Origin of the sequence: Thermoflexibacter ruber, assembly GCF_900113045.1 — a bacterium.
GTDB lineage: Bacteria > Bacteroidota > Bacteroidia > Cytophagales > Thermoflexibacteraceae > Thermoflexibacter > Thermoflexibacter ruber.
Genome location: NZ_FONY01000003.1, coordinates 134556 through 149841 on the forward strand (window position 1 = coordinate 134556; position 15286 = coordinate 149841).

The 15286-nt window shown below is 38.2% G+C and carries 11 protein-coding genes; 4 read left to right on the plus strand and 7 right to left on the minus strand.

Annotation, left to right across the window (positions count from 1 at the left end; all coding sequences use genetic code 11):
• The 4 genes from BM141_RS02565 to BM141_RS02580 form a co-directional block, all read right to left on the minus strand.
• Positions 1-618 (minus strand): NADPH-dependent F420 reductase, encoded by a 618-nt coding sequence (locus BM141_RS02565; protein WP_091539503.1) that lies wholly within the window; start codon positions 616-618, stop codon positions 1-3.
• A 13-nt stretch (positions 619-631) separates the two neighbouring features.
• Positions 632-1570: a bestrophin family protein gene (locus tag BM141_RS02570; RefSeq protein WP_091539695.1), complete on the minus strand. Its 939-nt coding sequence runs from the start codon at positions 1568-1570 to the stop codon at positions 632-634.
• A 4-nt stretch (positions 1571-1574) separates the two neighbouring features.
• On the minus strand, positions 1575-2336 hold the full coding sequence (locus BM141_RS02575; protein ID WP_091539699.1) for a DUF481 domain-containing protein: 762 nt from the start codon (positions 2334-2336) through the stop codon (positions 1575-1577).
• A 124-nt stretch (positions 2337-2460) separates the two neighbouring features.
• Complete coding sequence (locus BM141_RS02580) at positions 2461-3207, minus strand: type 1 glutamine amidotransferase domain-containing protein (protein ID WP_091539507.1); 747 nt, start codon at positions 3205-3207, stop codon at positions 2461-2463.
• Positions 3208-3406: 199 nt separating this feature from the next.
• Here BM141_RS02580 and BM141_RS02585 point away from each other — a divergent pair, with 199 nt between their 5' ends.
• Together BM141_RS02585 and BM141_RS02590 are read left to right on the plus strand one after the other, a co-directional pair.
• On the plus strand, positions 3407-3772 hold the full coding sequence (locus tag BM141_RS02585; RefSeq protein WP_091539511.1) for a winged helix-turn-helix transcriptional regulator: 366 nt from the start codon (positions 3407-3409) through the stop codon (positions 3770-3772).
• Between the two features lie 49 nt (positions 3773-3821).
• Entirely contained in the window at positions 3822-4916 is a 1095-nt protein-coding gene (locus tag BM141_RS02590; RefSeq protein WP_091539514.1) for a serine hydrolase domain-containing protein, read from the plus strand.
• A gap of 15 nt (positions 4917-4931) precedes the next feature.
• Here BM141_RS02590 and BM141_RS02595 read toward each other — a convergent pair whose 3' ends face one another.
• On the minus strand, positions 4932-6896 hold the full coding sequence (locus BM141_RS02595) for a glycoside hydrolase family 127 protein (protein ID WP_091539518.1): 1965 nt from the start codon (positions 6894-6896) through the stop codon (positions 4932-4934).
• A 221-nt stretch (positions 6897-7117) separates the two neighbouring features.
• Here BM141_RS02595 and BM141_RS02600 point away from each other — a divergent pair, with 221 nt between their 5' ends.
• Both BM141_RS02600 and BM141_RS02605 read left to right on the plus strand, forming a co-directional pair.
• Positions 7118-7828 (plus strand): membrane or secreted protein, encoded by a 711-nt coding sequence (locus tag BM141_RS02600; protein WP_245763967.1) that lies wholly within the window; start codon positions 7118-7120, stop codon positions 7826-7828.
• Between the two features lie 32 nt (positions 7829-7860).
• The gene (locus tag BM141_RS02605; RefSeq protein ID WP_091539521.1) at positions 7861-10194 is read left to right on the plus strand and encodes a WD40/YVTN/BNR-like repeat-containing protein; all 2334 of its coding nucleotides are present in this window, start codon (positions 7861-7863) and stop codon (positions 10192-10194) included.
• Positions 10195-10287: 93 nt separating this feature from the next.
• Here the strand turns inward: BM141_RS02605 and BM141_RS02610 are convergent, their stop codons facing one another.
• Together BM141_RS02610 and BM141_RS02615 are read right to left on the minus strand one after the other, a co-directional pair.
• Complete coding sequence (locus BM141_RS02610; protein WP_091539525.1) at positions 10288-12726, minus strand: tetratricopeptide repeat protein; 2439 nt, start codon at positions 12724-12726, stop codon at positions 10288-10290.
• A complete protein-coding gene (locus BM141_RS02615; protein ID WP_091539529.1) occupies positions 12723-15098 on the minus strand; it encodes a TonB-dependent receptor plug domain-containing protein in 2376 nt (791 codons plus the stop codon). The genes BM141_RS02610 and BM141_RS02615 overlap by 4 nt, the downstream gene beginning before the upstream one ends.
• Positions 15099-15286 lie beyond the last annotated feature (188 nt).

Genomic DNA, 15286 nt, shown 5'->3' on the forward strand with positions numbered 1-15286 from the left:
CTACCTCTTAATCACCTTAAAAGCCATATTCCTACCATGCCCTTGCATAATTGCCAAATTTATCCAAGAGAGGGCAAAATATTCCAAGAGTTGTACCTTGTCATCGCCTCCAAAGTCCCAACAAGTGCTAAATCCTGCATCGAGGGCTAATTGCTTGGCTATTTCTTTGCCCTTTGATGAACTCCCCGCTACGAACATATCTATGCCTTCTCCATGATAAATGGGGTTTTGCATATTTTCAAAACCTGTAGAGTTAAAACACTTTACTATTTCGCTTTCAGGCAGATAGCTTTTCAAAGCCTCAAAGGAATTGTTAAATCCATTGGGCTTAGTGCGTACAGAGTTCATCGCATCTATGATGAACTTTCCTTTGACAAACTCTCTGATTTGCTCTGCAATAGACTGACTCGCTTGTGGCACTGCTGCAATCAAAATAACTTCCGCTTCTTTGCTACTTTCTGCAATAGTATGCAGGCTTGTTTGAGGATTCTCTAAGAGGTGCTTATCCTCGAACTTAGCTAAGTCCCTCGTGCCAAGTAAAATTTGGTGTCCCGCTTTTGCCCATCTTGTAGCCAAAGCCCCACCTACATTTCCTGTTCCTATAATACTGATTTTCATATTTTTATACTATTTACATTAATGCTCCGTCCAAAGGTGCTATGATGCTTGGTAATTCTATTTCTCCCAATGTTTCTCTCAAATCTCTTTCTATCGTATTGCAAATCGAGGTCATAGGCACATCAGTACGCAAATTTTCAAAAGGAGCTTCGTTTACCTCGCCTACTTTGGCGATTGTCCCGAAAACAAAGCTGATGAAAACAGAAATAGGAATCATCATGCTGGTAATTCCTAATTTGTGAAAATCTCCAATCAAACAAAAAGGTAATAGAATCATAAAAGCATACAAAAATAATAAGGTAAAAAAGTGATACTGACGCAGTAAAGGCGTATTTTTTATCCTTTCACAACCGCCTTGATAGTTTGCCAAAGCCAATAACTGCCCTTCCATTTGAAAGCTATCAAACCCTCCTAAAGTCCCGTCTGCCATAGCAGTATAAATCTGTCTGCCCATCATGATTTGCAAGTAGTTAGGCTTGTTTTGGCTTGCCATAAGTTCCTTAAACTCGCGTTCTGATAAAAAAGGTTTGATTTCCTGCCAATTTTCTTGCTTTCTCAAATGCAATCGCAAGGCATGCACCCAAGCAATTTGCTTGTAAATCAATGATTTTTTAAAGTTTTCACTCCTATCTTTTTGATAATTGGCTTGGTGCGAATGACTATCCGTAAAAGTTACGACCAAGCGAGCCAATACCCGACTCGAATTGACAATACCTGCCCAAAGTTGGCGAGCTTCCCACCACCGTCCATAAGAGGAATTGTTGCGGAAGCCTAAAAATATCGCCAATGCACCACCCAAAGTTGCTGCAATGGAAAAAGGCAAAGCCATGCCTTGTATCTCTAAATGAACGAATAAAACCCATACCAAAATAGCTAAAGCGGTAGAAAAAAGTAGCTCATATCGCATATAGCTGACTACTTTTCGCGGGTCAAAAATTTTTCTTAAAAGCATATTTTTATTTTTTAAATTGGTAAGAAAACCCAAAAGTCAAAATGCTGTCTTGATTTTTTTGCCTTTCTGCTACAATGCTCTCATAGGTATAAATGAAATTACTTGAAAAACCCAACCCCTTCCAAAGCGGAATGTCTAAACCTACTTCTGCTTGCCACCGCAAATTATTGCTCTGCTCTACAGAAGGTTGGGCGTAAAAGTCGTAATGAAAAATTAACTTTCTGCGGGCTAACTGATGCCTTCCGAAAAGCCAAAAAGTAGTGCGCCAAGTCTGGATAAATTGATTTCCATTGTATTGGCTTGCGTTGAAAGTTGTTTTGACAAAGTCTGAACTTTCATAAATCCCTGATAGAGCTACTTTTAGCAAGTGCTTTTGATGCCTTATCACCTGCCAAGTAAGTCCAAGCCCTACGAAATAGCGAAAATCAATCTCTCGCCTAAAATTGGTGGAAAGAAAAGCTATCGCAAATGGGTAAACTTGGGCTTGTGGATTCAAGTAAAGAAAATTTCTGCTAAAAATATCTTCGTCAGCCTGCCTTTTAAAAAACTCTTGGTACAAGTACGAATTTTGACTTTTAAAAACTACCTTTTTCACTGGGGCAAAAGATACATCAGCTCTGCCCCGCCATGCCAACATTTCTACATTTCCTGTCTGCCAATTCCCCGAAAGAGAAAGCCTTGCTTGAAAAAGCATAGTATCGCTCTCATTGATTTGAGCAAAAGCAAAAGAAGGGAGAAGTAAGGTTATAACCAGTAGTTTTTTCATCTTAAGTAAATTTTTACTACAAAATTTTTGCATTTTCTTGTGAATCTTGTGTTCTTGTGGTTAAAAACAATATCTACCACAAGAACACAAATAGCACAAGGCTTTTGTGTTTTAGTAATCAACATCAAACCCCCAAAGCCTCAATCATCAACTTTGCCGCTGCCGCCCCACTAAACTGCTGTTGCCCTGTAATCAAGTTGCCATCTCGCACAGCAAAAGCCCTGAACATTCCCCCTGTGATAAAGTTGGTATTTGCTATTTTCTTGGCTTCTTCCTCAATCCAAAAAGGTTGAATTTTTTGCCCTACGAAGTTATCAGCAAATTTTTCCTCGTCATCTGCAAAGCCTGTCCATGTTTTTCCCTCTACCAAAAGTTTTCCATCGGAAGTTTTTGCCTTTAACAACACACAAGTAGCGTGGCAAACGATGCCTACTGCTTTCTTAGCTTCATAAAAAGCCACCACTAAACGATGTAATTTTTCATTGTCTATGAAAGTGTACATAGGACTTTGCCCACCTGTGAGGAAAATGCCGTCGTAGTCTGTTACTTTGATTTGGTCGATAGAAGGCGTATTTTCTACCAATTTAGCATGATGAGCCGATTTTTTAAAGCCTAAGGAAATCAAATCGTGAGCAGAGTAGCCGCTTGCATCCTCGGGGTCAGAAAAGCCATCAGCCACCAAAGTCCCACCTTCTGGAGAGTAAATATCTACTTGGTAGCCTTTTTCCACAAATTCCCAATAAGGGTGAGTCAGTTCTGCCCACCAAAAGCCAATATGCCAGCCTGTTTGCTTGCTCACAGAAGCATTGGCAGCGATTAGCGCAATTTTCTTAGGTTTTTCACTATTCAAAACATTCAATGATGCACTCATAGTAATTGTTATTTTAAATTTTTTAATGAAATATATGTACAAATATAAATGATATATTATCTTTGCACAAGTACATACTGTAAAGTACTATACTTACTTTTTAGATAGTAATATGCTTACTTTGAAGTAAGAATTTTGAAAGAATGAGTAAAACAAAGATGAGGTTAAAAGTTAAAATAAGTTAAATTTTAAAAATACTATGCCTAAGTTTGAATTTGGTGGAAAAGAGTATAACAACCCTGTGGAATTAGCCTTAGATGTAATCGGGGGGAAATACAAAATGCCTATCCTTTGGCGATTGAAAGACAAGGTTTGGCGTTATGGTGAATTGAAAAAAGATTTAGGAAAAATTACCCACAAAATGCTTACCGAGCAGTTGCGGGAATTAGAAAGCGATGGGCTTATTCATAGGAAGGTCTATCCTGAAATTCCTCCCAAAGTGGAATATTTTATCACAGAACTTGGGCAAAAAGCCATTCCTGCTATAGAAACGCTCAGAAAATTTGGGCATGACTTTTACGTGATTAAAAATGCGCAACCAAAAATAGAGAATAAAGACGATTAAACCATCTCCTTACTTGATTAGTCTAAATTAAAAAACCTTAAATTCCAATATGAAAGAAATACTTTTGATGCTGTTAATGGTATGTTTGTTTGTCAGTTGCAAAAAACAAGTAGCCGATGAGCCTACTCCCCAGAATAATACTCTCTATTTTCCCCCTTCTAACTCAGATACTTGGGAAAGCATTACCCCGCAGTCATTAGGCTGGAATACCAATGAAATTAATAGCCTATATTCCTTCTTGGAGCAGAAAAATACAAGAGCTTTTTTAGTGCTAAAAGATGGGAAAATAGTGTTAGAAAAATATTTTGGCAATGACATTCAAAACCGTCCTTTTACCAACAAAAGTCTTTGGTACTGGGCTTCGGCGGGCAAAACGCTGACCGCTTTTTTAGTAGGTAAAGCCCAAGAGGAAGGCTTTTTAAAAATTTCAGATAGAACTTCTCAATACTTAGGCAGGGGGTGGACAAGGCTGACTAATCAGCAAGAAGATGCTATTACTATTCGTCATCAGCTCACTATGACCTCTGGACTCAACGATAATGTAGCAGATAGGGACTGTACCAGACCCGAGTGCTTGCAATACCTCGCTCCTGCGGGGAGTAGGTGGGCGTATCACAATGCTCCTTATACACTTTTGGAAAAGGTGGTCAGTACGGCAACGAAACAATCCTTCAACAACTACTTCAACAAAGTTTTAGGAAATAAAATAGGCATGGAAGGCTCTTGGCTAAGTATAGACTTTAATAATGTCTATTTCAGTCCTCCTCGTGCTATGGCGAGGTTTGGTCTATTGATTTTAAATAAAGGAAAATGGGATAAAGAAGTCATTATGCAAGACCAAGAATTTTTTACCCAAATGATTAATACCTCTCAAAATCTCAATTTGTCTTACGGCTATCTATGGTGGCTCAATGGAAAAACAAGCACTATGATACCTTACCTTCAGACTGTTTTCCCTCGTTCTCTTACTCAAAACGCCCCTATGGACATGTTTGCCGCTATGGGAAAAAATGGACAATTGCTCAACATTGTACCAAGTAAAAATTTGATAATGATTCGCATGGGAGAAAACCCTGATGTGGGAGATGTGCCTTTCACTATCCAAGAAGAAATTTGGGAAAGGCTCAATAAAATCATAAAATAAGTGCAAAACTTCGTTTCATTCATCATAATTTATCCTTATGGAATGAACTCGTCTTGGCAGCCATACTTGCATTTGTGTTTTGCCACGATTGCACCAAGTATAATAAGGAATAGCTGTAATTTTCTTTTTTTCAGGTTTTAAACCTTGCCCGTCAGGAGTAGGTTTAAAAGTAATGGCTTCTGTCTGCAAGGCAATGATAGGTTCGTGAAGTATCTGCTGTTTACTCTCTGTAAACTTAGCATTATCAGGCAGATAGAAGTCCCACGCTTTGCCGTTATTGTCTATGCCCTCCACACAGTAAATCAAAGCCCCTCTTTGCAAAGCTACTCGGTCTTTATTTTGGCTTACTTCTTCTCTTGCAATTACTCTCCTTACGTCCATAGGCAAAGAAAAACTTACCTCATCTCTTGCCTCCCATTGCCTTTCTATCACAGCGTACCCTTTTTCAACTTTTACTTCTACTTTCTTTCCATTGACAAAAAAAGAAATATTAGATTGGTAGTTAGTCAAATATTTGTACAAATTTCCTGAAACAGGCTCGCCATCCGCCCAACTTGGAATACGAATATAAAGAGCAAATCTATTTTGAGTAGAAGGCGAAAGAGAAATTTTTACTTTCCCTTCCAAAGGAAAATTAGTTTGCATACTTACACTTACCTCATTATCAGCTAATTTTATTTTTGCATCGCTACTAACAAATAAGTTTACCCAAATTCCATTGGCAGATTTAGCATAAATATAGTCCCCCAAAGAAGCCACCAAACGAGCAATATTAGAAGGGCAGCAAGCCGTTCCAAACCATTCTTTTCTCTCGTGAGTTGCATTAGAAGCAAGCGGATTGCCATAGAAAAAGCGGTCGCCACTTAAAGAAAGTCCATCTAATGCTCCGTTGTAAAGGCTTCTTTCTAAGACATCTATGTATTTGCTTTCTCCTGTCAGCGCGTTCATGCGTTGATTCCAAAATACCATACCTACCGAAGCACAAGTTTCGCAATAGGCAGACTCGTTAGGCAGGTCGTAGTCTTGGCTAAATCCTTCATTACGCCCAGACGAGCCAATGCCTCCCGTTACATACATATTCCTATGCACTACATCTTCCCAAACCGTTTTCATTGCCTTCATGTAGCCTGTATCTCCTGTATTTACAGCTACATCTGCTGCGCCTGTATAGAGATACATCGCCCTAACTGCGTGTCCTGTGATTTCTTTTTGCTCTTTGACAGGTACGGCATCTTGGCAGTAGGCTGGGTCTTTCCAGCTATCCCAAATTACTCCTTTGCCAAAACCTCTCCCTCTTTGTGCTAAGAACCAATCTGCCAATTTTAAATGTCTTTCCTCTTGACTTACTTTATACAATTTGACCAAAGCCAATTCAATTTCTTGATGTCCTGATACCCATGGACGGTTGGCAAGCCTGAAAGTGCTATCTATGTGATTTGCAAAACGAATGGCTACGTCTAAAAGTTTTCGCTTGCCTGTGGTATTGTAATAAGCGACTGCCGCCTCTATCAAATGCCCTGCACAATAGTCTTCGTGCTTTTCCATATCTGTCCAGCGATTTTCTAATTCATTAAGTGTATAGTAGGTATTCAAGTAGCCATCTGGGAGTTGGGCGGCGGCGATTTTGTCAATCCACTCATCAGCTTTCTTCTCTAATGCAGGGTCAGGGTGAGTTTTCAAAGCATAAGCAATGGCTTCCAAAGCCTTATATACATCAGAATCATCGTAATAAATCCCTTCATGTTTTTCTCCTTGCTTGCGAGCTACTTTTTCAAAATTGCGAATACGTGGGGTTTTTACCTCAGTTTGCAAAATGCAAGTTTGCAAGGTAGTGGTAGCAACTTTTTCCATTTTAGGCTTCCAAAAGGCATCTGTAATGCTGACCTCAGAAAAGCCTATAGGTGTAAGGACTTGCTGGTTTTGCCCTTGCAAAGTACGGGTAATAGAAAGTAGAAATATAAAAATATATAACTGTTTCATAATGTTTATGAACTTAGATGAATGACTAAAAAATGCACAAGCAATATAGTAAGAATTTACTTTGATAGCCTACCGCCAAAAAGATAGCACCAAATCGGTTAAAATTGTAAAATTTTCAGCATAAATTTCTATCTTTTCTTTATCATTGTAAGAAAGCATGCCTGCTTTTTTGCTATGCAATTATTTTAATCAATTTACTTAACCCATCAACTTTCAATAACATGCTTATAATCAAATATTTAGTTTCATTATTTGTTTTTACTTGTTTATCTTTTCAAGAAAAAGATGAACTTGCAGGGGCTTGGCGCCAAAAACATAGCAACAACGAAGAAACAGTGAAAATCTATGCTGATGGCTATTTCATGTTTGCCAGATTTGACAAGGAAGGTAAAAAGTTTGTAGCGGCCGGCGGCGGGACTTACTCGCTCCAAGGCAAGGAATACAAGGAAAACATAGAGTTTTTTACTATGGATTCTACGCAAGTAGGGCAGACGTGGGACTACAAAGTATCTTCTTTGAAAGACAAAAAATTGGTGCTTGAGGGTAAAAAAGGCAAAGAAAACTGGGAACGCATAGACGGAAGCCAAACCGTGCTTACAGGAAATTGGCGAATCACGGCAAGGGCAAATGCTCAAGGTGAAATGAGTCCCATACAACGCTCTGCACGCAAGACCTTGAAAATTCTTTCGGGTACACGTTTCCAATGGGCGGCTATCAACACGGAAACCAAACAGTTTTTTGGCATGGGAGGAGGCACTTATACCGCAAAAGATGGCAAATACACAGAAAATATTGAAGTATTTTCCAGAGATAATTCGCGTGTAGGAGCAAGTTTGACTTTTGACTATGAAGTACAAGGTAATGATTGGGTACATTCTGGCTTGAGTTCCAGAGGCGACAAAATCAAAGAGGTTTGGTCAAGAGAAAAGTAAAAAAAGCTCTCAAAACTACAAATTTTTAGCTTATGAAACAGTTTTATTTACTTATCTATGTATTGCTTTTTACTTCCTTTGTCTTTGCCCAAGAAGTCGTCAATAACAAACGTGCTTCCTCAGGCAAAGAGCGAGTGAAAGCCTTTCAAACGCATGAAAAACTTTTAGCTTCTTCCCCTTACAAAAATATCACTTGGAGATTGGTAGGACCTAATACGCGAAGTGGTCGTAGTACTGACGTGTGGGGGATTGCTGGTAAGCCTAATATCATGTATGCCGCTTTTGCTACTGGAGGTTTTTGGAAAACAGAAGATGCGGGCAGTTCTTGGATTCCCCTTTTTGATAAACAGGGTACGCAAGCCATAGGCAACTTTGCCCTCGCTCCTTCTAACCCTGACATTATCTACTTAGGTACAGGCGAAGCAAATATTTTCCGCGCTTCTTTGGCAGGAATGGGCATTTACAAAAGCACTGACGGTGGGAAGTCATGGCAACATTTGGGCTTAGAAAATACAGGAACGATTGCACGTATCATCGTACACCCCCAAAATCCAGATATTGTCTATGTCGCCGCAAGTGGCAATGAGTGGTCTTATAATTCAGAAAGAGGGGTTTATCAAAGCACAAATGGTGGAAAATCTTGGAAAAAGATTCTTTATGTAGATGAAAAAACAGGCTGCATAGATTTGGTCATAGACCCCTCTGATGCCAACACTTTGTATGCTTCTATGTGGAACAGAATCCGCAAACGTTGGTCTGACCCTGTTCCCGAAGACGGCGATTACATCTATAAAAGTACAGACGGAGGGAAAACTTGGCGAATCATCAATAAAGGTTTACCCGATACTAAGTACACAGGAAGAATAGGTTTAGCTGTAGCCCCATCTAAGCCCAATGTAGTTTATGCCTTTATAGACAATCACTTAGAAAAACGTAAACCCAAAGAAGGAGAAACAGATTCTTACGAAAGACCCGTTGAAAAAATAGTCATAGGGGCAGAGGTGTGGAAAAGTGAAGACAAAGGCGAGTCTTGGACGAAACAAGGAGAAGTTCATGATTTTCTAACCCCGTTCTCAGGTACTTATGGTTGGGTATTTGGGCAAATCCGTGTATTGCCTACCGATGCGAACACCATCTTTGTATTAGGAGTACAAATGGCAAAATCTACCGATGGAGGCAAAACTTGGAAAGTACTCCAGCCTACTGACAAAGAAAGCGATTGGATACACGGGGATAATCACGGACTTTGGATAGACCCTACTAATCCTGAACGAATGATTTTAGGGAATGACGGAGGGGTGAGCGTAACTTATAATGGTGGTGCAAAGTGGAAAAATTTTTTTGATAAGATTCTCACTACTCAGTTTTATACCATTACTTACGATATGCAACAACCTTTCAATATTTTCGGCTCAGTCCAAGACGAAGGAAGCATGGGCGGAAGTATAGAAAACACCTTTGGTAAGCCTCAGAACCCCAACGTCAAGGCTTGGGACTTTACACCAGGAGGTGAAGGTACGCAAATTTGCATAGACCCAATAGAGCCAAATATTGTCTATTCATCAAGTTTTTACGGCAGGCTGATGCGAAGCGACATGACCAAAAGTCGTAGAAATTGGAGTACACGCATACACCCGCCCAAAGCAAGCGATGAGGAATCTCATCGTGGAGAATGGTTAGCGGGGACTTTGCTCTCGCCTCACGATAGAAAAACTGTTTATCATGGCATGCAATACTTGTTCAAATCTGAAAATCAGGGAGATAGCTGGAAAAGAATTAGTCCGGATTTAAGTTATAACAACAAACAAAAATTTGGTAAATATCCTTATCTTATCTACCACCAAGCTATCACGGCTATTGATGAATCTTTTTTGAAAAAAGGCTTACTTTATGTAGGTACTGACGACGGCAGAGTTTGGCTAACTGAAAATGATGGAGCAGACTGGACAGAAATCACTAAGGGACTACCTTCCAATGCTCATGTAGCTAAAATTCAGGCTTCTCGCTTCAACGAGGGACGTGTCTATGTCGCCCTAAGTGATAGGCGCGAAGACAACATTACTCCATATATTTTTGTATCTGAGGACAGAGGGAAAACCTGGACAAATATAGGCAAAAGACTGCCTCAAGCCCCTACCAATGTTATTATAGAAGATTTGGACAACGAGCAGGTACTTTATTGCGGTACAGATATGGGAATTTATATGAGCAAGGACAAGGGCAAAACTTGGGTAGCTATCCAAGCCAATCTCCCCGCCTCTGTATCTGTCCAAGATATGTTTATCCACCCAAGGGATAAAAAGTTGGTAATTGCTACCTACGGCAGAGGAGTATATGTATTGGATAGCTTAGAGGTTTTAAAGTGAAATAATGTCAAAAGCGTTGTTAGCTAATTAGGGGCGTATTCTTTCATTGGTAAAAAAAGAGAAAGTAATTAATTTTAGGCATTGTTAGCTATTTTAGACTCTAAACCCCATCACCAAAATATCATCTATCTGCTTATGGTCTTTTCCTTTCCATGCTTCTATGGTTTGGTCAAGTAACTGTTTTTGTGCTTGTATTGGTTCAGAATGTAGGCTAAAAAGCAGTTCTCTGAATCGCTTAACCATGAATTTTTTGCCATGCTCTCCTCCAAATTGGTCTTGAAAGCCGTCAGAATACATATATGTCATGGTAGGAATAGAAATATCTATGGTATGTTTAGTAAAAAGGTGATTTTCTTTGGTATCGCCTCCTATGGCACGCTTGTCTGCTTTGATTTCACGCAGTTCATTATTTTGCACAATGCAGATAGGGTTCATTGCTCCTGCAAATTCCATGAATTTTTTGTATTGGTCTATGACACAAATCGCCATGTCCATGCCATCTTTGGCATCAGCCTCTCCTTTACGAAGAGCTTGCTTAATTCCCTTGTCTAACTCACTCAAAATCAAATCAGGAGAAATAATGCCTTTTTCTAATACAATTTGATTGAGTAAGGAATCGCCTATCATGCTCATAAATGCACCAGGCACTCCATGCCCTGTGCAATCCACTACTGCAATGACACAAAGTTTCTCAGAGATAGGGGCAAACCAATAAAAATCCCCACTTACGATGTCTCTCGGCTTATAAAGAATAAAAGATTCAGGTAAGTACTGTTGAATGAGGCTTGTAGGAGGTAAAATTGCTTCTTGGATTCGCTTGGCATAGGTAATACTGGCTTTGATGTTGTTATAGGCTAAGTCTAATTCCTGAGTTTTTAGGGCAAGCGTATCTCTCTGAGATTTAAGTTCTTCTTGGGTTTGTTCTAACTCAGTGTTTTTTACCTCAATTTCGTCTTTTTGTTGGGCAAGCAACTTATTCTTTTTTCGTACATTAAAGAGAGCATAAATGGCTATTAAGGTAGAGATAAGGATAAAAAGCAGCACAGCATAGAGAAAATTATTTTCTTCTGCTTGTTGGAGTGCCTCCAAAGTTTGAATCTTTTTTTCTTGCTCTAACTGAGCTATTTGTCTTTGCCTTTCTTTGTCTGCCGCCTTATTTTTTTCTATTTCTAAATCTTGTTTTACTTTTTCTTTTTCTAATTCTGCAATAGCTAATTTATCTTTTTCTGCTTCTCTTTGCTGTTTTAAAATCTCCAATTCTTTCAAGGCAAGTGCGGCTCTGGCTTGTGCTTGTTGCTTTTCAGCTTTTTCTTTTTCCTCATCTGCTCTTAGCTTTTCTGCTTCTTTTTCCATTGCCAACCTTTGCCTTTCTATCTCGCCTTTTATCTGCTGGATTTCTGCTTTTCGGGCTTCTTCGTTAGCAATTTCATCACTGATGTTTTTTTCATTCCTTTCTACTAAAAACTGCTGTTGGAGGAGTTCCTGTTGGGCTATTCTCTCGGATAATTCCAAAGAATCTCTGATAGCGGCATATTTTTTATAAAAAGAAAGGGCATTTTGGAAATCTTCTTTTACTTGCAAAATATTGGACTTGGTTTCATAAACAGCTTGTAAGAGGTAAGGATTTCTTAAGTTTTCTGCTATTTCCACAGAAGATTCATTATAATTTTCTGCATTATAAAGGTCTTTGCTATTGAGATAGACTACAGCAATGAGGTCTTGAATTTTGCAGATTTCGTGTATATCCTTTTGTTTTTGAGCAATTTGTAAGGCTTGCAAAAGATTATCAAGTGCATTCGTGTAATTCCCTATATTTTGATTGACTACACCGATATTGACTAAGGTAATGACTTGTTCTTTCAAACTTTCTTTGAGTGTTCTTTGAAGTACAAGGGTTTGACTGAGAAAATCTAAGGCTTTGGTATAGTTTTTCAAATATCGATGAATGTAGCCAAGATTATTAAGTGAAGTTAGTTCTTCTCCTTTATCTTTGGCTTGGCGAGCCAAGTTAAGTATCTCTATATTACTTTCTAATGCTTTTTCGTATTGGTTGAGTTTTTTATACGCATTGGCTATTTGCCGTAAGTTTCTAATAATGGCTGGGTAATTGTTTTCAGTGCGATATGTTTTTAAAGCTTTGTTATAATAACTAATCGCTTCCTCATATTTTCTCGATTCCAATAGCTCATCTGCAATCTGTTCGTTGGTATTGGCTTTTTCATCAAGTTCATTGGATTTTTTGAAATAAGTCAAAGCGTTTTCATGTAGGTTGCCTTCCTCATAGATTTGTCCTATTTCTATATAGATAGGAGCTAATTTTTCTTTTATTTCAGGACGTTTTTCTTGCTCTTTTTCAAGAATTTTTATCGCTTGTAGATAATTTCTTAGAGCAGTTGGCAAGTCTTTTTCTACTTTAGCAGCGCGAGCAGTGGTCAGTAGGCTATCTGAGTTTTGTGCAAAAATAGATTGGACTATTGAAATGTACAATAGCACAAAAAAAGAGAAAATATATTTTAGAAATGCTTTACTCATTCCATTTTAAAGGAAATACCTATTTGAATATTTCTGCCTAACTGAGGGGTATATTTCATATCTACATCAAAACCTGTGGCGTTTAAACCACCATATTGAGCATCAAAAACATTAATAATTTTAAGAAAACTACTTATATTTTTGTTGAATGTATAACGAGCCGTCATGTCTAAAGTATAATACCCTTTGATGAAATTTTTAAACAGCTCTCTACCGATGTCGAGGTCTGTGTCTATGTATTTCCTATACCAGCCACTCATGGCTACGTTATCAAAATTCAAGTATAATTTTTTCAGCGGATTTAAGGAAATATTCCACTGCAAAGTATGTCTTGGTACTTGGCGGTATTCATTGAGTCGTCCTGTCAAATCTCCTCCTAAATCTTCAAAACCAAACTGATAGGTATAAGCAAAGTTGGTATTTAGCCCTATGGCAGGAATCAAATCTCTGGCGCGTAAAGCTACTTGGAAACCTGTCAGTGCTGCTAAGGTGCTTGCTTCATTCCGATAACTCCTAACCAAACCTCCTGTCGCTTTAGGGTATTCAGTACGATTTATCGTATCTAAGAATGCTACAATCAAGTTGGAAACGGAATTAACAAAGCCTGATACGTCTAAATAGGTATTGGTATTAATCGCGTATCGTAGCCCAAAATCAATCGCTCCTAATTCCTCAGGAGCCAAGTTAGGACTTGGAACTACTTGATAACTAATAGAATCATTAAACTTTCCGTAAGTTCCTGTAGTAAAATCAATTTCTCTATCAGGGAAAGCCACAGAGTTATAAGAAATGGAGAGAGCAGGTGCTTTGAAAGCATATCCTCCTGACAATCTGAGAGAAGTTTTATTAGTTAGCTTATACATTACTGCGATGCGGTTATAACTTTGGTCAGAATAATTAGAGGGATTGTCATAACGCCAACCAAAGACAATATTCCAACGCTTCGAGCTATAATATCCTTGAATAAATGCCCCAAAATTATTAAAACTCGTAGGATTGATACCAAAATTACCAAGTAGAGGGTCTGGCGGTGGTCTGTGGCCAGTAAAAGGCTTATAATCAGATGGGTTAAAAGGAGAAGCTAAATCATTTGTTTGTGGCAAGGCACTCGATAGCTTGTAGGAAACTCCTCCTGTCAATTCTATTTTCTTACTCAAATTGTAATTTACAACTGCTTCTCCAAAAATATCGTCTGAGGCTTGGTAAATATAGCTTTTACCCTCATTGCTATAATTAGTTGCCAAAGACGAATACTTGTCATACCTTTCTTTCAAATACATAAGGTTAGAAGTAAAAGTAAATTTATCCCAAGAAGTTGTATAATTCAATGAAGTGATTTGCATTTTTTGTCCTATTCTATTTTCAGGGTTTTGATATCCAAAATAAAAAGGTCGCCTACCAATAGAAGAGTGGTCTTCACGGTACATTTCATTAAAAGAAAGCTGTAAACCTCTGTAATTCAAGCTAAAACCTAATAAATAACTTTCTTGTGGAAGTTCGTTAAGAGGTGCATTTACATAGCCATCTTTGCTATAATATGGAGATTGTAAAGCGAGAAAAAGCCCTAATTCTTTATCAAATCTTGGGTCGTTCACTATTGCTTGTAACTCTGCATCGCTCAAATTTTCAAGTTCTTCTATTTGTCTTAAAGGGCTATAAAGTTTCTTATACTCTCCATGCTTGATATTTTGGTCTGCTCTTACTCCTCTATTTGCATAAATATTGTAATGAATCACATTTTTATTCTTACCTAATTTTCCACCAGCCATAAAATTAACATGACGGTACCCATACTGACCTGCCAGCGCATTGGCTTGAGCAAAAGTAGAGCTTTGTGTACTTTTTGTAATGATGTTAATGACTCCTGCCATAGCATCTGCTCCATATACCGCAGAAGAGGGTCCATAAATTACTTCTATCCTATCTACTTGTGCAATAGGTAACTGCTCTCCAATGCTTAAAGCACTATTTGAGGAAGGCTGGATGGGAAGATTGTTAAGTAAAATTTTAGTATAAACATTGCCCTCTAAGCCGCGCAATAGGAAAGCCTCTCCGAATATCCCACTACCCGGTTTGGAAACCCTGATACCTGGTACCATTTTTAGAACGTCCACCAAAGTAGTATAGCCATTTTTCAAAATATCTTCTTGGGTAATTACATAGACTGTAATAGGTAAATCTTCTAATTTTTTGACTGAGCGGCTTGCCCCTACTATTTTTTCTTCAGTAATCGCCTTGCCTTGAATCAACTCGTCTATCCCAAGTCTATCCATTTTTGCAAAAATGCTATCGCCTTGATTACTGCTATTTTGAGCAAAAATCAAAGTGTAGAAAAAAATAAATTTTGTTAAAAGTATGATTTTTAATTTCATTGCTTGTTATTTTTCCTCTAAAAAAACTTGAAAATATAACATAGCATAGTAGTTGTAATCAATCAGAAAGGAAGTAAATATTTTTATATCAAAATATAGACGGTACAAGATAGCAAAAGGTTGATAAATCGCACAAATATTTTAACTTTTAATAATCAATATTGCTTCTTACTCCTCGTATCCTCTGT

Bases quoted from the DNA above. Each gene is read 5' to 3' on its own strand.
- BM141_RS02600 (WP_245763967.1), top strand. From the start codon at position 7,118: ATGCTTATAATCAAATATTTAGTTTCATTATTTGTTTTTACTTGTTTA.
- BM141_RS02610 (WP_091539525.1), bottom strand. From the start codon at position 12,726: ATGAGTAAAGCATTTCTAAAATATATTTTCTCTTTTTTTGTGCTATTG.
- BM141_RS02615 (WP_091539529.1), bottom strand. From the start codon at position 15,098: ATGAAATTAAAAATCATACTTTTAACAAAATTTATTTTTTTCTACACT.
- BM141_RS02570 (WP_091539695.1), bottom strand. From the start codon at position 1,570: ATGCTTTTAAGAAAAATTTTTGACCCGCGAAAAGTAGTCAGCTATATG.
- BM141_RS02605 (WP_091539521.1), top strand. From the start codon at position 7,861: ATGAAACAGTTTTATTTACTTATCTATGTATTGCTTTTTACTTCCTTT.
- BM141_RS02580 (WP_091539507.1), bottom strand. From the start codon at position 3,207: ATGAGTGCATCATTGAATGTTTTGAATAGTGAAAAACCTAAGAAAATT.
- BM141_RS02585 (WP_091539511.1), top strand. From the start codon at position 3,407: ATGCCTAAGTTTGAATTTGGTGGAAAAGAGTATAACAACCCTGTGGAA.
- BM141_RS02595 (WP_091539518.1), bottom strand. From the start codon at position 6,896: ATGAAACAGTTATATATTTTTATATTTCTACTTTCTATTACCCGTACT.
- BM141_RS02565 (WP_091539503.1), bottom strand. From the start codon at position 618: ATGAAAATCAGTATTATAGGAACAGGAAATGTAGGTGGGGCTTTGGCT.
- BM141_RS02590 (WP_091539514.1), top strand. From the start codon at position 3,822: ATGAAAGAAATACTTTTGATGCTGTTAATGGTATGTTTGTTTGTCAGT.
- BM141_RS02575 (WP_091539699.1), bottom strand. From the start codon at position 2,336: ATGAAAAAACTACTGGTTATAACCTTACTTCTCCCTTCTTTTGCTTTT.